The following is a 16278-nucleotide window of genomic DNA, read 5'->3' on the forward strand; positions in this document are numbered from 1 at the left end:
TTAGAGTCTCCAACGGGATTTTGTATTTCTACTCAGCCTTTTCTGCCCCGACTACTTGAGACAAGTGCGAATTAATTACCCACACCACCTGTTTTCTCAGCTGGTAAATCTGGTGTCACTGGGGGCCACTCTTGGAAGGTCGCTAGATGTTGTTGTACAGCAGCTTGTGCAGGACCAAACGCCCACATCTTCTGACCCATCCACTTCAAGTACATACCCGACTCTTCAGCTGCTCGCTCATATGGGTCGCGACGCAAATTGAACAGTAGCGGTGCGTTAAGCTCTTCTTTCGGACCACTCCAACCGTGATTCTGTACCACGAAGTGCGCTTTCCAGTCACCTATGCGAACGGCTTGTAGCTTATCTCGTTCGTAGTAGTAAATCTCTTTACGATTCGACTCGCCTTTTTCAGTTAACATGTCCACTTGGTTGTAACCATCGAGGTGCGCTTTAAAGCCATCATGACCTGTCAGCATCTTCTTTTTCAGATCCGTGGGCCCACCAGCTGCAGCCACTAATGTTGGAAGCCAATCCATACCATCAAAGATGCCGTTACCCACGCTTCCTGCTGGAATTTTACCAGGCCAACTCACTAGCGCAGGAGCACGAACGCCACCTTCCCATGTTGTGCCTTTCTCGCCATGGAATGGTGTCATACCGCCATCTGGCCATGTCATGATCTCAGGGCCATTATCCGCAGTGAAAATGATGATGGTGTTATCGGCAATACCAAGTTCCTCCATTTTCGCCATCATCTCACCAACATGGTCATCAAGATCTTTCATGACCACTTCTTGAAGTCCCCAACCGTTTTGGCCAAGCATGGCTTCGTATTCAGGTGACAGGTGCGTCCAAACGTGACCACGTGATGGACAGTACCAAGTAAAGAATGGCTTATCCGCTTCAACCGCCCTTTCGATGAAGTTGATCGCGTGTTTATTCACTTCATCATCCAGTGTGCGCATACGCTCAATCGACAAGGCACCATCATCTTCAATGGTTTGTCCGCCTTTACCATCGGCTCTTGAATAAATTACATTACGAGGCGCAAAGGCATCTAACGACCCATCTTTTGGCCAATCTGGATCTTCTGTGTATTCCATTGCATTCAAGTGATACAACCAACCCCAATACTCATCAAAACCGTGCATTGTCGGTAGGAATTCATCTCGATCACCAAGGTGGTTTTTACCAAACTGCCCCGTGACATAACCCATGGTTTTAAGAACCTCAGGAAGCGTTGGCGTGTCGGCACTTAAACCAACTGGGCCACCCGGTAACCCAACTGAGTGCATGCCTGTTCGAACGGGTAATTGCCCTGTTAAGAAAGCAGAACTACCCGCGGTACATGATGGTTGAGCGTAGTAATCTGTGAGCAACATGCCTTTCTCGGCAATGCTGTCGATGTTCGGAGTCTCGCTGCTCATCACGCCGTTGTGATACGCACTTAGGTTTGAAATACCCACATCATCGGTGAAGATAACAAAGATATTTGGCTGCTCTTGAGCTGACCATGCCGATAGCGAAAAGCTACTCAACACACTCAGAGTAAGAAGGTGAAAAATCCCTTTCATAAAATGTCCTTATACTGTTTCAGATTGCTCGTTATGAATCATTTTTAAACCGACTAAACCAAAGCCCAACTCCAAGATCAGATAGATGAAAAGTAGCCAGTGCGGCATGCCATCCAATACCAAGCTGATGACTCGTCCAGCAGCTAAACGCAACATGAAAACCACCAAACTATAGAGCGCTGGCAGTTGATATTTCTTGATCAGTACAGTGCTAATCCAAAACAAAGCCAGTGACAAGTACAGCCCCATTACTGCACGAAATATGTGAGTTACGTTGATAGGGCTAGCATCAATTCCAAAATGGTAATCCAGTGTCCAGTGAAATAATCGGAGCATAACCATAAGACAAAGCAATCGGCGCTAAGCCCAAAACGGCGGCTAATAAGAAAGCACTCTGCTGTTTCATACCCTCACTCTTTAAATTTGCCTCTTTAATAAAAAACATAGTCTACAATCAAAAATGGCAACACAGCATTGAGATTTATGCTCAAGCTCTGAATATTCGTGGTGACACCACCATTGGAAGACTCTCTAGTGATGTCGATGTTGACCCAGCATTTATCATGGATAATTTAGATATGGGAGCCATGCTTCGCCTTGAAGGGATTTATGACAATCAATGGGGTTACTACCTTGATTACAGTTTCATGGAGCTCAGTGCTAAATCCAATTCGGTTATCGGTAATGCTGGGATTCTCAATGGCAAACTTGAGATTAGGCAAGGTGTGTTAGAAGCGAAAGGTTTCAAGCGTTACCAATACGATATTGGCAATATTGACTATATGATCGGGATACGTTGGTGGGATAACGATATTGATTCGAAACTCTATACAAGTAACGGCACACCCCTCAATTCAAGGTCTTTGGATGAAGATTGGGTCGATTATCTTGTCGGTGTTCGATGGACCAAAGAACTCAACAAAAATTGGACAGTACACACCAACCTAGACATGGGGCTTGGCAGCGACACTGACTTTACCAGTTCTTTGCTAACAGGAGTTCGTTATCAAATTAACGACTGGTCAGATTTAAATCTCGCCTACAAATCCACTTGGGTTGATTACGAAAATAAAGGCACGTTTGAATACGATACTGCCACACAAGGCTTCTTGGTGGGCTGGGCTACTCATTTTTGATTAGAGAGTCAGGATATTAGAAATTTAGGTAAGCCGTATTCATGGCTTACCTTTCAAATGAAGTCTACCTTTCAAGAAAAGCTGTTGCTGACTTACTTATTGATTCACAGGGTGTGGCACAACACATTCTTGTTTCATGATCTTGAGGCCAGCATCAAGCGTTTCTGCCCACGCTTGCTCAACTTGCTCGTTATAATGCGGGTCGTACTTTTTAACGGTGTTGAGCAACGAATTAAACCACTCGTTTAGCTCTTGCTCTGAGATATCCATCCCTAAATCTTTGTGTCGCTTACCCAGCTTCTTCACCGAATTTCGAACACTCGACAGACCAGCAGAGTTGTGGATGAGGATGATCGAAGCTTTAAGCATCTTGGTTTGTTGCTCTAACCCTATCTTTTCAAAACGTTCTGAAAATCTTGGATTATGCTCGCAAAAATCCGCCAGAAAGCTCTCCAAAAATTCTTGGTCAATCCGGCAGCGCTCAAAGCTTTCATAAAACAGTTCGTTCGGTTTCATCTAGCAAGTCCTTTGCAATAGTCAGCAGGTTTTTAAAATAACAGGTTAGTTCAGAGCAGCGATAAACTAACTCCGAACTATCAACACACTCTAATTATACGCCACTGTGGCATATTTTGAACGATGACATAAGGCGAACTATGGCATAAAGTGAGTCGCACAGATCTTGTTTCCATCAGGATCTCGCAAATAAGCCATGTACAAGCGACGCTCGTCAGAACCTCTCGCACCGGGGCCATTTTCAATGCTTGTGCCGCCATTTTCTACGCCAACACGATGCCAGTCATCTACAGCTTCAGGAGAAGACGCTAAAAAACCTACCGTCATGCCATTGCCGTGCGTTGCTGGCTGACCATCAATTGGTTTGGTTAAACCTAATACACCGGTTTGGCTAACGTAAATGCAGCGCCCTTTGGGATCAACAGAACCTTCGCTATAACCAAGCACCTTCATGATTGGGTTATAGAAAGACTTCGCGCGTTCAATATCTTCGGTACCGAGAAAAACATGGCTGAACATAACTAACCTCTTCTTTTATTGAAAGAACAACCTAAACTAGGCCTATAATTCGTGTTTGTCTAGGCATGCTATTCGGTCATAACTGCTGCTTAACCCATTGAGTAAACACCTGAAACTTAGTTCGTTGCTCCATGCCTTTCGGGCACACCAAATCATAGCCTTTACCGGATTCAATATTCATAAGCGGAGCGACTAACAACCCTTGCTCAATCTGCGGTTTCATAAACTCTAACCGCCCTAATGCCACGCCCATCGATAACATAGCCGCATCCATTGCCAAGCGATTATCGCTATAATAATCACACTGCAGAGCACAATTAGCGTTACTTTGAGCCTCATGCAACCAACGCTGCCACGCGGTGATATCACCATTATGGATAAACCGGACATCACCCAAGTGTTCTATGCCTTTCTCTAGGTTGAACTGTTTTGCATATTCAGGGCTACACACAGGGGTTCTTACTCCACTGAATAATCGCTCGCTATAATGGTTTGGGTAATGGCCTTCGCTATAGAAAATTGCCACGTCATAAGGTTCAAACTGGAAGTCTGCCTGGCTCTGTTTGGTTTGCAGTTTGATGCTTAGATTCGGATACAAGCGTCTGAATTCTGGCAAACGCGGCATTAACCACGAGGAAGCGAAATAAGGCGATGTCGCGATATATAACTCACCGCTCAGCTCTCCGGTTTGAATGTCCACTAGCTCAGAAAAAATAGATTCGAAAGAGACATTCAACATAGCCAGAACGCGTTGCCCTTCGGGGGTGAGTTCAAGCTTTCTTGTCTTGCGCACAAACAAGTTGAACTTCAATTGTTGTTCTAGTTTTTTGATACGATGACTGACTCCACCTTGAGTCAGAAATAGTTCTTCGGCAGCAAGAGTAAAACTCAAATACTTGGCCGAAACACTGAATGTGTGCAACAGCGACAGCGTTTGTTGGCGATTTTCAAATAAGCCCATAGATTAACCTCACTAATGCATAAACCATCGATACTGGTTTGTCGGTGTACTTTCTCATCATATAGATTAAACCATGTAATCTAAATAATAATGGTGAGTAAAATGATGCAAAAGCAAAAACTAAAAGTCGCGGTGATTGGTAGTGGATCAAGTTACACCCCTGAACTCATCGAAGGCTTACTAAAACGCTATCACGAATTACCTATTTCTGATCTTTGGCTGGTCGATATCAAAGAAGGTATGGAAAAAGCGCAAGTGATTGCCGATTTAACGCAGCGAATGATTAAAAAAACCAACTGTGACATCACGGTACACCTCACGACAGACCGAAAAGCGGCGCTCGTTGACGCAAACTTTGTCTGTTCTCAATTTCGAGCAGGTCGGTTAGAAGCAAGATTACGCGACGAAAGAATTGCACTTAAATATCGCATGATAGGCCAAGAGACTAACGGATTAGGTGGTTTTTCTAACGCTTGTCGAACAATACCCATTGCTTTAGAAATCGCAAAAGAGATGGAAGCACTTTGTCCGAATGCATGGTTGCTCAATTTTACTAACCCATCAGGCATGGTGACCGAAGCCTTAATTAAGCACTCAACCATCAAAACGGTCGGTTTGTGTAATATCCCCGTGAACATGGAACGTGGTGCAGCAAAAATGCTTGGCGCTGAACGCAAAGATATCACCATGCAAATCGCAGGTTTAAATCACCTTGTTTGGGCTCGAAAAGTGCTTCATAACGGCGAAGACAAACTTCAAGAAGTGATTGAGCAACTCCTCGGAGGCAATGATCAAATGATGCCCAAGAACATCCCACTATTTGAATGGGATTCCGAGTTAATTCGATCATTGAATCTGGTGCCGTGTGCTTACCTACGTTACTACTATCAGTCACGAGATATTCTAGACAAAGAGTTTTCGGCGTCTGAAAAGAGCGAAAATCGTGCTGACTTGGTTGCAAAAGTTGAACAACAATTGCTCGAAATCTACAGAGATCCGATGCTGGATACCAAACCGAAATTATTAGAAGAACGAGGTGGTGCCCATTATTCTGAAGCAGCTTGTGAACTGATGAGCAGTATTCACAACAACAAGCGTTCTATCATGCATGTCAATACCCGCAACAATGGTGCGATTCAAGGGCTTCCAGATGACTGCGCGGTAGAAGTCAGCTCTGTTATCACCAGTAGTGCAATCCTGCCACTGAACGTCGAACCCTTTGATAGCGATACACTTCGTCTCATACAACAAATGAAAGAGTTTGAAACCTTAACCGTTAAAGCGGCCATGACCGGCGATATTGTGTTAGCAAAGCGTGCTTTGATTCTGAACCCTATAGTCGATAGTGGTTCTCATATCGATGAAGCATTACAAGAAACGATTCGAGAGAACCTAGACTTCATGCCTGCGTTTGCTCATCGATTGGCACAAAATGAACAGTAACTTTATGTACATTAGCCCAATCGAAATTAGGTTAATCCAAGTCGTTCACATTCCATTTTAGTCACCAGAGGTCACGATGAAACTAATACTAAACGCCGACGATTTCGGTCTCACTGAAACGGTAAACCATGGTATTGTTGAGTGCTTCAAAGCAGGCGTGGTGAAGTCGACCACCATCATGATGAACCAACCGGGCACACAACACGCCATCGATCTTTACCATCAAGGTTTGGTTCCAGAAGTTGGCTTGCACTTTACGGTTACTTCAGGGAAACCTCTTAGTGCACCAGAGTTAGTACCAAGTTTGGTCGATGACCAAGGTAACTTCTTAGATAAAGCGGTTTTATTTAACAAAGCTGGTGTAGTCGAAGATGAGGTTGTGCTGGAGCTTAACGCGCAGTATCAAGCTGCCATCAATGCCGGTTTAAAGATCAATCATATCGACAGCCATCATTTTGGTGGCGTATTCAAACCTCTCAAAACGGCGTTTACTAAAACAGCAAATACTATTGGCTTGCCAGTAAGACGCATCGACAACATTGTGAGTGGGCAAGGTTCACTGTTGGTGCCTACACCGGACGCTTTTGATATGCGATTTTTTGATCAAGGAATCTCCCTTAACTGCTTGCAAGATATTCTGTTGAGCTACCAAACTACCATGCCTAACAGCACCGTAGAGTTAATGTGTCACCCATCGCTTTCTGTGAGTGAAGAACTGAAATCATTATCTGGATATGACGATAAGAGAGTAGAAGAATACAATCTTTTAACCAGTACGTCGTTGAAACAATGGCTCAGCGACAACCATATCGAGTGTGTTGGATTCGATGAATTACGAATTCGTTAAACTCAGAACGACGAACAACCAAGGAACAGGCACTAATCGACAATGCGTTGTGCTCCCTGTCCTTGGTCGTGCAGGATGTCTTCAGGGTTCAGTAAATGGCATTTCTGCATACTCAAACAACCACAGCCGATACAGCCGGTTAGATTCTCTTGTAACGAACGGATTTGTGCCATCTTGCTGTCGAGTTGCCCTTGCCACTTCTTCGCAACGCGTTCCCAATCTCGCTTAGTCGCGGTATGGTTCATTGGCAGTGTTGATAACTCTTCGGTGATCTCTTCGAGCGTGAAGCCTATCGACTGCGCGACTTGTATCAACGCAATTCGTCTCAACATCGCCGACTGATACCGGCGTTGATTTCCGTTAGTACGAATCGAAGCAATCAACCCTTTGGTTTCATAAAAGCGCAGCGCTGAAGGTGCCACACCACTTCGCTCCGCCAATTGGCCTATGGTGAGATATACGATGTTTCTCATGATCTTTCACTTCCTGTTTGAATAGCCGTTTCATCCTGATAATGACCAGTATAATAGAGTTCACTTTAACTTGATGTTTGGGTTAGGTTACAAAATACGCGTAACAAAGCAACCTAACGTATTGATTTTTTGAGCTATGATTTTGTTCGCTGATTACCATACATGTCGTCAAATCCAGGAATGCCTTGCTCCCACACGGGTTTATCTTCACCGACAATAGTTTTCAATGTATCAATGAAGAGCTTAGTTTTTATGGGTGCATCTCGATGTGGGTACACCGCATAGAAAGTGCCAAAGTCATCCAAGTTTAAGTGAGTCATAATAGGCACCAACTCACCACTGATTACTTCATCTTCAATCATCTGTGCCGTGACTACTGCGAGCGTACTGCCCGTTAAAGCACTCTTGGAAATCATCTCAACATCATTCACTTTATAAGTCGCGTTGAGCTGAAAATGCTGCGCTTGCCCTTTTTGGTCAACATAGGAAAACTTGTCGATCAGCAATCCCGGTGCGGCATAAATGGTGGCAGGTAATGACTCTAGCTTTTCGATGGTATTGATCTCTCCATGCTCAGCAATGAACTCTGGGGAAGCAACAATCAGCAATCGACTTCTGGCAATCTTACGGCTAATCAGGCTCGAATTCTTTGGCTTACCGATACGAAAACCGATATCAAACCCTTCTTTAACCATGTCTACGATTCGGTCTTCTAGTCTCAATTCAAAATCGACATCCGGATATTGTTTTTGAAACACAGCAATCGCTTGCTGAACATACTGTCGACCAAACATGGTCGAGCTGGTGATTCTTAATAACCCTCGAGGCTCTGCATGATAATTTTGCGCCAAGCGTCGAGTATCGTTCAATAGTGCACGAAGCTGATGCGCTTGATTGACCATCTCATTGCCTGCAGCTGTCAGAGATAACGAACGAGTGGTGCGATTGAGTAATCGAACATCTAGCTCTTCTTCAAGACGGCTGATCTGTTTAGAGATAACGGAACGGTCGACGTTTCTTTGCTCCGCCACTTTGACAAACGAACCCAGCTCAACCACTTCAAGTAACAATAATAAACGACTCGATATATCCATAACGCCCTTTGTTGCATTTCAAGCACCAATATTGTGCCAATTTGCCTGTTTTTCTCATCTTATTACAAATCTATAGTAGCTGCACATAACGGAGACAACATTCAGTCCCGAACTAATAGAGGAACATCCCATGACACTACTATCTGTGACTAACCAAAATGGCATTGCAACTGTATCTATCAACAACCCACCAGTGAACGTACTGACTTTCGATTTGATCAATGAGATCAACGCATTCGTTCTTTCATTGAAAGATGATCGTGATACCAAGGTTGTAGTCTTTAAATCATTGAATGAAAGCTTCTTTTTAGCTCACTTAGATCTCAATGTGATCAACGGTACGCAAGGTGGACAAGCGGGTTCGATTGAATTCAATCACATGATTGAGAACATCAAATCAATGAAGCAAGTGTCTGTTGCAGTGGTTGATGGTGTGGCTCGTGGGGGCGGTAATGAATTTGTGATGGCGTGTGACCTAGCTTATGGCACTGAAAACTCAGCATTCGCACAACCAGAAATTCATGTAAACATCCCAACGGGTGGCCAAGGCGCAGTGCAATTTGCAAGACGCATGGGTAAAAACAAAGCGCTACAAGCATTGTTACTCGGCAACGATTTCACTGCTCAACAAGCAGAGAGCCGTAACATCATCACGCAGTTCGTACCGAAGGCCGACCTAGACGATTTCTTAGCAACAACGTTAGGTGTGATCAGCCAGTTAGAAGTACGTGACATCGTGATGTACAAAGAGATCATCGCGGCTTCAATCAAAGACGAACAAGCGGGCGCAGAGCTAGAGCTTCGTTACTTCTTAGAGCGTGCAAAAGAGCAAAAAACAGCGGCAATCATTGGCGCGTTTCTAAAACATGGCGGACAAACAGAGCGTGAAGCTAAAGATATGCCAGGTATCTTCGCCGATACTGCAGCTGAGCTATCTAAATAATCAGCCATGTAATCATCATACAAAAAACGGTCACCTGAGGGTGGCCGTTTCTGTGCTTAATTAATCACGAGCTTACAACCTAAGACTCAACCTTAATAACTGGACACCTGAGGTTTATATTTGAGGCTTAGTATTTAAGGTTCAAAGCTTACTCATGATCGATTTAAGGTTCTCTAATATTTCAGCGTTGGTCACTTCCCCTGTCTCCACATCAAAATTGTCGTAAAAACTCGGCACAGACAGTTTGCCTTTGATGTTCGCAGCAAAATATGGCGCAGAGTTTACAGCAGAAGATAGCACCGATGTTGCGCCGCCTGGGCCCGGTGATGCGGCCAACATAACGACAGGCTTGCCTTGGTAAACCTTCATATCAATTCGAGATGCCCAGTCGAACACATTCTTAAAGGCTGCGGTGTATGAACCGTTGTACTCTGCAAAAGAGATGACCACAGCATCTGCTTCGCCAATCTTGCTAAAAAAACGCTGCGCGTGTTGATGAACGCCAGACTCTTTTTCTCTGTCTTCACTATAAATAGGCATCTCGAAATCATTAAGATCGAGCACCTCTACTTGTGCGCCCTCAACTAAGCTTGCGGTGTACGCTGCCAATTGTTGGTTAATCGATGCTTTACTGTTGGTCGCGCCAATCGCTAATACTTTCATTGTTGATCCTTGTTCATTTTTCTCACCTTTTTGCACTCATGACTTCAATTACGGAGCTCAAAGTTCATAACTGAAGATTCGTAACGTCTGTTTGATAACATCAAAACCTGCACTAGGCGACAAGGTGATAGATTGTGTTTTTAGATTGGGGACGATGATAGAACTTCAAGTTAACTTGAGGTAAAGCGATATTTTCAAAAAATAGGAAATAATTTAAAAACACTTATAAAGCAGTTAATTACAGCATGTGGAATATGGATTTGTATTGCATGGCAAGAATAAGCACACCCAAAAGTGCAGTGGGTGTGCTTTATTGAAGTGTTATTTACTTAGATTGATTTAATGGGCTAACGCCCGAATAAGTAACGCCTGACAACTCTGCCATTTCACGATTCCATGTCGCTAAATCGTGAGGGTTAAACTGATTTAAATGATCATGGCCGCACGCTCTCGCCATCACTTGCATCAATTCATTCGAAGCTTCGAAGAAGTTCTTGAGTTGATTCGACGCTTTCTCGACATTCAAGCGTTGGCGTAAATCGGCTTTTTGAGTCGCGATGCCTGCTGGGCAATTGTTGGTATTACACATTCTCGCCGCCACACAACCAATCGACTGCATGGCGCTGTTCGAAATGGCGACACCATCAGCGCCAAGCGCCATCGCTTTTACAAAGTCCATAGGAACACGAAGTCCGCCAGTAATGATTAAGGTGACTCTGTCACTTACACCTTGCTTGTCTAAATAAGCTCTGGCACGAGCAAGTGCTGGAATGGTGGGAACACTGATATGGTCTCGGAACATTTCAGGCGCAGCGCCTGTACCACCTCCGCGCCCATCCAAGATGATGTAATCAGCACTGGCATCGAGTGCAAACTGAATATCCTCTTCAATATGATTGGCACTTAACTTGAAGCCAATTGGGATTCCGCCTGTCACCTCTCGAACTCGGTTGGCGAACTTTTTAAAATCCTCGACGGTTTTTAGATCAACAAAGGTTGGTGGAGAAATCGCAGCCGTACCCGCTTCAATGCCGCGTACCTCTGCAATCTTGCCGATGTTCTTCGCACCCGGTAAGTGCCCACCTGTTCCGGTTTTAGCCCCCTGCCCACCTTTAAAGTGAAAGGCTTGGACATTCTTGAGCTTAGATTCATCGTAACCAAACTGAGCACTGGCCAGTTCATAAAAGTAACGTGAGTTCGCGGCTTGCTCTTCGGGTAACATACCGCCCTCTCCAGAACAGATACCTGTGCCTGCGAGTTCCGCGCCTGTCGCCAACGAGACTTTCGCTTCTTCAGACAAAGACCCAAAACTCATATCAGAAACAAACAAGGAGATGTTCAATTTAAGCGGCTTTTTCGCTTTTGGCCCAATAATCAGCTCAGTACCGACTGGCACATGTTCCAACAGAGGTTTGGTCGCCATTTGAGCAACCATCACTTGAATATCATCCCAGTGAGGTAATAGATATCTTGGAACACCCATTGAAGTCATTGGCCCATGGTGACCCACTTTGGATAAGCCATCTCGTGCTAATTGATGAATGAATTCGACCGTGGGCTCTTCTTTGGTTGCAGAAGCCGCAGGTGAGAGATCGGGCGTTGCCGCTTGGATGTGAACATCGGGGCCTTCTTGGCCCACTTGCTCAGCCGTAAACTGTTTATGGGTGCCATCACAGAAAGGGAGATTGTTCGAATATTTACAGCGGCATAGGTAAGCGTCGCCGTTTTCTTCGGCCACAAAACTCTTCGGTTTAAAGCCGGTACCGGCATGAGAGCCGTCGCAGTACGGCTGGTTTTTCGATTTACCACAGGTACAGAAGTAATACTCCTCCCCTTCAGTTAGCTCCACTTTGATTGGCTTGGTATCCGCTATTACTGGATTCTTCATAGTTCGTTCACCTTTATCTTTTTTATCATTTGATGACTGAAGCGATGGCTTGCTCACAAGAGTAAAGTAAAGGTGAGATACGCGGCTAATTCAATAAATGGGATAGTTCGATAAGATTAATGAACCGCTCAACACATACAAAAATGGCCACCTAATCGGCAGCCATTATGTTCAAATCTTAGTCCAAGCTAAAACGAAAAAGGTTAATCAAACAATTCGATAACCAACTTATTATCTCGGATCACTAGATTCGGTTCCGATGACTTAATCAACGACTCTTGCACTTTATTGCTGTCGAGCTTGTAAACGGGAGACTGGGACAAAGCAAAACCAATCATGGAAACGGCAGGCTTAAGCAGTTTGGCAATCTCTGGCGAAAGCTGTTTATCTTTTTCTTCAAAGCGCTCTAAACGCAGTGATTTCAAATAAATCTCGCCGCTCTCTTTGTCGTATTCAGGAATCGCACTGAACTCGATATCCAAGTCCAACCCCATATTCGGCATATTGAACACCTGAACTTTTGCATTGGTGTTCGCTAAAACAGACACACGCTCGGTATCAGCTCTACCAATCTGCACCGCTAAATCATCAACAGCGACTTGCGCATACATAACGCTTTGCACACCGACTTCTTGTTCTAACATCACCGAATCTTGCAGGTAGTTCGTCATTTCTTGTTCAGTCACACTGTAGCTAACACAACCGCCGAGCATCAGCGCAGAAGCTGCTAAAATGAACTTTTTTGCTACGTTAATTATCATCAATATCAGCTCTTTATCGTTAGTGATTAGCGCGGGGTTTACTGTGTATTCATCAGCAAACAAAAAGTAAAAACACGATATCCGTGAATACATTTACTAGGGCGTGTTGATCTTTGCTGTACATTTTGTGTTCAACAATACATCGGTAGCCACATTAACATGAATGCCAGCGATAACATGCTGGCATAATTCCTTTCTAGCTTGTCATATCTACTTGAAATAGCTCGATAATGCTTAATTCTCCCAAAGGCATTTTCGACCAAGTGACGATACTTGTATAGACACCAATCCATACTGTCTTTGTCTATATCTTGTCCGTAATTGCGTTTAGCAATTACCGTTTCTCCGCCACGTTCCTTAACAAAAGTACGGAAAGGTTCGCTGTCATATCCTTTATCACAAACGATAGTATTAACTTCATCGAGTTGTTCAACTAAGCTTTCGGCATGCACTATATCGTGGCGTTGTCCTTCTGATAAATCAAAGCAAATCGGCAGACCACCACTATCTACGGCTAAGTGAATTTTGGTTGAGTTGCCCCCGCGACTTTTTCCTATTTGCTCTGAGCTTTCAGTAGCTGCACCTGTACTATGCTGATGCGCTCGAACTATAGAGCCATCAAGAAAGACCCATTCAAAATCAGCCATGCTAGATAAGCTTTTGAAAAGTTTATCTAAAATCCCTTTCTTTGACCAAAGATTAAATCGTCTGTAAACGGTACTCCACTCTCCGAACTCAGAGGGTAGATCTCGCCAAGGAATACCTGTTCTCATTCGATAAAGTATTCCTTCAAATGTCATTCGATGTTCAGTTTTATCGTAAATACGACCTGTACTTTTCATAACTTGGAGTAGCAGTTCCCAGCGAATATCAGTTAGCATTGTTCTTGGCATGGTATTGGTTATGGTTTTACTTTTGGCGAAGCAAATTATAACTCTTTACCATGCTGTTCAAAAAACACTCACGAAAGATCAACACGCCCTAATAGCATGAATATCAGTAAGTAAAGCACCAGATTAACTTTCTCGCTTGAAAAAATGCCCACTTGTCAGCTAAACACCGTCAAATTTGTGTACTCGAATTAATTGAATTTTGCTTCTAAGCTTATGGGATATTTAGGGGGCTTACTGAAGGTTTCATCATGGACATCGAAACATGAAGAGTGAGCACAATGCCATCAAAAAGAGTATCACCTGAGCCAATAACTCGTTCTGTGATTTTGTTATGCAACACCGCGTGCCTGCACCATAGTCAGTGGGTTGGAGAACTGCGTCTCCATAACTGGGAAGCTCAAGTTGCAGAAACGACCGAACAGGCCATTCACTTACTCGAGACACGCAGCGAAAGCTACGCACCAATTGTGGTTTCTTGTCTAACATCATCCTCAATCGACAAACAATGTGAGCAAATATCAGCGTTAAAGGTTCACTCTCCAAGTTTAAAAGCAATCGCTATTTGCAACCAACCACCAAGCCGCAACTTATCACTCATTAAGCAAACCTTTTGGGATTATTACCACCTGCCTATTGATACAGAATGGCTTTGTCGAAATTTAGGGCATGCGTATGGCATGGTAGACATCAAGCAAACTAGACCTAAACCTGTCTCGTGCCATGAATGTCAATTGGTGGGGCAATCCAGAACCATCCAGCAACTTAAAAAGAAGATAGCCAAGATCGCTAACAACGATTTTCCAGTGCTGATTCAAGGGGAAACCGGAACAGGAAAAAGCCTATGTGCGCGTTTAATACATGAGGCCTCAGCCCGCAGTCAAAAACCTTTCATCGCTGTAAATTGTGGCGCAATTCCACAATCCCTGATTCACTCAGAGTTATTTGGCTTTGAAAAAGGCTCGTTCACGGGTGCAAACAAACGCTACGTCGGACACGTGGAAAGAGCGAATGGTGGCACACTATTTTTGGATGAGATCGGCGACCTTGAACTTTCGCTGCAAACTTACCTGCTCCACTTTCTTGAAAATAGTTCGATAGAACGACTCGGTAGTAATAACCAATTGCCCGTAGATTGCCGTGTAATTTTCGCCACCAACGTCAATATCGAACAAGCCGTTGCTGCGGGTAAATTTCGAAAGGATCTATTTCATCGCATCAATGTACTTCCATTAGACCTAGTACCACTCAATGATCACAAAGAAGACATTGAAGATTTGGTTCGATTTGAACTGAAGCACAATTACGCATCCAAAACCAAACTGCCTAGTGACACCCTTGAGCAAATGAAACAGTACCATTGGCCGGGCAATGTCAGAGAATTATTTAACTGCATAAAAAGAGCGATTGTTCTTTCTAACTCAAGCGCCCTCTCTACTCGTCATATGGGGATTCAATTAAAAGACGCGTCGCCCGATACTGAGAGTGACACTCGACTTTCTTCAAAAAATGTTCGTCGAGTGATTCAGCAACACCACTACAATATTTCCCAATCTGCTAAAGCGTTGTGTATTTCCCGAACGACCTTATACAAGCTGATCAAGAAACATCAGATAGTAATTTAAGTCGCCTAACTAGGGCGTGTTGATCTTTGCTGTACATTTTGTGTTCAACAATACATCGGTAGCCACATTAACATGAATGCCAGCGATAACATGCTGGCATAATTCCTTTCTAGCTTGTCATATCTACTTGAAATAGCTCGATAATGCTTAATTCTCCCAAAGGCATTTTCGACCAAGTGACGATACTTGTATAGACACCAATCCATACTGTCTTTGTCTATATCTTGTCCGTAATTGCGTTTAGCAATTACCGTTTCTCCGCCACGTTCCTTAACAAAAGTACGGAAAGGTTCGCTGTCATATCCTTTATCACAAACGATAGTATTAACTTCATCGAGTTGTTCAACTAAGCTTTCGGCATGCACTATATCGTGGCGTTGTCCTTCTGATAAATCAAAGCAAATCGGCAGACCACCACTATCTACGGCTAAGTGAATTTTGGTTGAGTTGCCCCCGCGACTTTTTCCTATTTGCTCTGAGCTTTCAGTAGCTGCACCTGTACTATGCTGATGCGCTCGAACTATAGAGCCATCAAGAAAGACCCATTCAAAATCAGCCATGCTAGATAAGCTTTTGAAAAGTTTATCTAAAATCCCTTTCTTTGACCAAAGATTAAATCGTCTGTAAACGGTACTCCACTCTCCGAACTCAGAGGGTAGATCTCGCCAAGGAATACCTGTTCTCATTCGATAAAGTATTCCTTCAAATGTCATTCGATGTTCAGTTTTATCGTAAATACGACCTGTACTTTTCATAACTTGGAGTAGCAGTTCCCAGCGAATATCAGTTAGCATTGTTCTTGGCATGGTATTGGTTATGGTTTTACTTTTGGCGAAGCAAATTATAACTCTTTACCATGCTGTTCAAAAAACACTCACGAAAGATCAACACGCCCTAGTTAGCTAACTAAATAACTAATAAAGCAGCCTAACGAACTAGGCTGCT

The 16278-nt window shown here is 43.8% G+C and carries 16 protein-coding genes and 1 pseudogene; 5 read left to right on the forward strand and 12 right to left on the reverse strand.

The genetic code is table 11. From position 1 onward, the window contains the following. Positions 1-71: 71 nt before the first annotated feature. Complete coding sequence (locus OCV30_RS10660) at positions 72-1574, reverse strand: arylsulfatase (protein ID WP_065679571.1); 1503 nt, start codon at positions 1572-1574, stop codon at positions 72-74. A gap of 9 nt (positions 1575-1583) precedes the next feature. Next, positions 1584-1980 (reverse strand): annotated as a pseudogene (locus tag OCV30_RS10665) (DUF4345 domain-containing protein). Between OCV30_RS10665 and OCV30_RS10670 the strand changes: the two are divergent. Continuing rightward, positions 1979-2710, forward strand: coding sequence for a DUF481 domain-containing protein (locus OCV30_RS10670; protein WP_065679570.1), 732 nt, complete (start codon positions 1979-1981; stop codon positions 2708-2710). The pseudogene OCV30_RS10665 and the gene OCV30_RS10670 sit on opposite strands and share 2 nt — an antisense overlap. Before the next feature lie 96 nt (positions 2711-2806). Here the strand turns inward: OCV30_RS10670 and OCV30_RS10675 are convergent, their stop codons facing one another. From OCV30_RS10675 to OCV30_RS10685, 3 genes are all read right to left on the reverse strand, one after another. Then, entirely contained in the window at positions 2807-3226 is a 420-nt protein-coding gene (locus OCV30_RS10675) for a globin (protein WP_065679569.1), read from the reverse strand. Positions 3227-3364: 138 nt separating this feature from the next. Beyond that, the gene (locus tag OCV30_RS10680; RefSeq protein WP_065679568.1) at positions 3365-3745 is read right to left on the reverse strand and encodes a VOC family protein; all 381 of its coding nucleotides are present in this window, start codon (positions 3743-3745) and stop codon (positions 3365-3367) included. A 76-nt stretch (positions 3746-3821) separates the two neighbouring features. After that, positions 3822-4706 (reverse strand): LysR substrate-binding domain-containing protein, encoded by an 885-nt coding sequence (locus tag OCV30_RS10685; protein ID WP_065679567.1) that lies wholly within the window; start codon positions 4704-4706, stop codon positions 3822-3824. Positions 4707-4808: 102 nt separating this feature from the next. Here OCV30_RS10685 and OCV30_RS10690 point away from each other — a divergent pair, with 102 nt between their 5' ends. Beyond that, positions 4809-6149, forward strand: a complete 1341-nt coding sequence (locus OCV30_RS10690) for a 6-phospho-beta-glucosidase (RefSeq protein ID WP_065679566.1) — start codon at positions 4809-4811, stop codon at positions 6147-6149. A gap of 76 nt (positions 6150-6225) precedes the next feature. After that, entirely contained in the window at positions 6226-6996 is a 771-nt protein-coding gene (locus OCV30_RS10695) for a carbohydrate deacetylase (RefSeq protein ID WP_065679565.1), read from the forward strand. Between the two features lie 32 nt (positions 6997-7028). Here OCV30_RS10695 and soxR read toward each other — a convergent pair whose 3' ends face one another. Further along, entirely contained in the window at positions 7029-7469 is a 441-nt protein-coding gene (gene soxR, locus OCV30_RS10700; RefSeq protein WP_065679564.1) for a redox-sensitive transcriptional activator SoxR, read from the reverse strand. A 134-nt stretch (positions 7470-7603) separates the two neighbouring features. Beyond that, positions 7604-8563 carry a LysR family transcriptional regulator gene (locus tag OCV30_RS10705; RefSeq protein ID WP_065679563.1) on the reverse strand — a complete coding sequence of 320 codons (960 nt, stop codon included), beginning with the start codon at positions 8561-8563 and terminating at the stop codon, positions 7604-7606. A gap of 130 nt (positions 8564-8693) precedes the next feature. On the opposite strand from OCV30_RS10705, the gene OCV30_RS10710 reads away from it, so the two are divergent. Beyond that, on the forward strand, positions 8694-9506 hold the full coding sequence (locus tag OCV30_RS10710) for an enoyl-CoA hydratase/isomerase family protein (protein ID WP_065103917.1): 813 nt from the start codon (positions 8694-8696) through the stop codon (positions 9504-9506). Between the two features lie 141 nt (positions 9507-9647). Here the strand turns inward: OCV30_RS10710 and OCV30_RS10715 are convergent, their stop codons facing one another. The 4 genes from OCV30_RS10715 to OCV30_RS10730 all read right to left on the reverse strand — a co-directional run bounded on the left by OCV30_RS10715 (position 9648) and on the right by OCV30_RS10730 (position 13711). Beyond that, a complete protein-coding gene (locus OCV30_RS10715) occupies positions 9648-10169 on the reverse strand; it encodes an NADPH-dependent FMN reductase (protein ID WP_065679562.1) in 522 nt (173 codons plus the stop codon). A gap of 325 nt (positions 10170-10494) precedes the next feature. Beyond that, positions 10495-12057 carry a glutamate synthase-related protein gene (locus OCV30_RS10720; protein ID WP_065679561.1) on the reverse strand — a complete coding sequence of 521 codons (1563 nt, stop codon included), beginning with the start codon at positions 12055-12057 and terminating at the stop codon, positions 10495-10497. A 203-nt stretch (positions 12058-12260) separates the two neighbouring features. Then, positions 12261-12818 (reverse strand): YceB family lipoprotein, encoded by a 558-nt coding sequence (locus tag OCV30_RS10725; RefSeq protein WP_065679560.1) that lies wholly within the window; start codon positions 12816-12818, stop codon positions 12261-12263. Positions 12819-12949: 131 nt separating this feature from the next. Continuing rightward, positions 12950-13711, reverse strand: coding sequence for an IS5 family transposase (locus OCV30_RS10730; protein WP_102552608.1), 762 nt, complete (start codon positions 13709-13711; stop codon positions 12950-12952). Positions 13712-13989: 278 nt separating this feature from the next. Here OCV30_RS10730 and OCV30_RS10735 point away from each other — a divergent pair, with 278 nt between their 5' ends. Further along, complete coding sequence (locus OCV30_RS10735) at positions 13990-15333, forward strand: sigma-54 interaction domain-containing protein (protein ID WP_065680252.1); 1344 nt, start codon at positions 13990-13992, stop codon at positions 15331-15333. Positions 15334-15377: 44 nt separating this feature from the next. Here OCV30_RS10735 and OCV30_RS10740 read toward each other — a convergent pair whose 3' ends face one another. Further along, the gene (locus tag OCV30_RS10740) at positions 15378-16139 is read right to left on the reverse strand and encodes an IS5 family transposase (protein WP_102552608.1); all 762 of its coding nucleotides are present in this window, start codon (positions 16137-16139) and stop codon (positions 15378-15380) included. Between the last annotated feature and the right edge of the window lie 139 nt (positions 16140-16278).

It is taken from the genome of Vibrio atlanticus, assembly GCF_024347315.1.
In the GTDB taxonomy this organism is placed as follows: domain Bacteria; phylum Pseudomonadota; class Gammaproteobacteria; order Enterobacterales; family Vibrionaceae; genus Vibrio; species Vibrio atlanticus.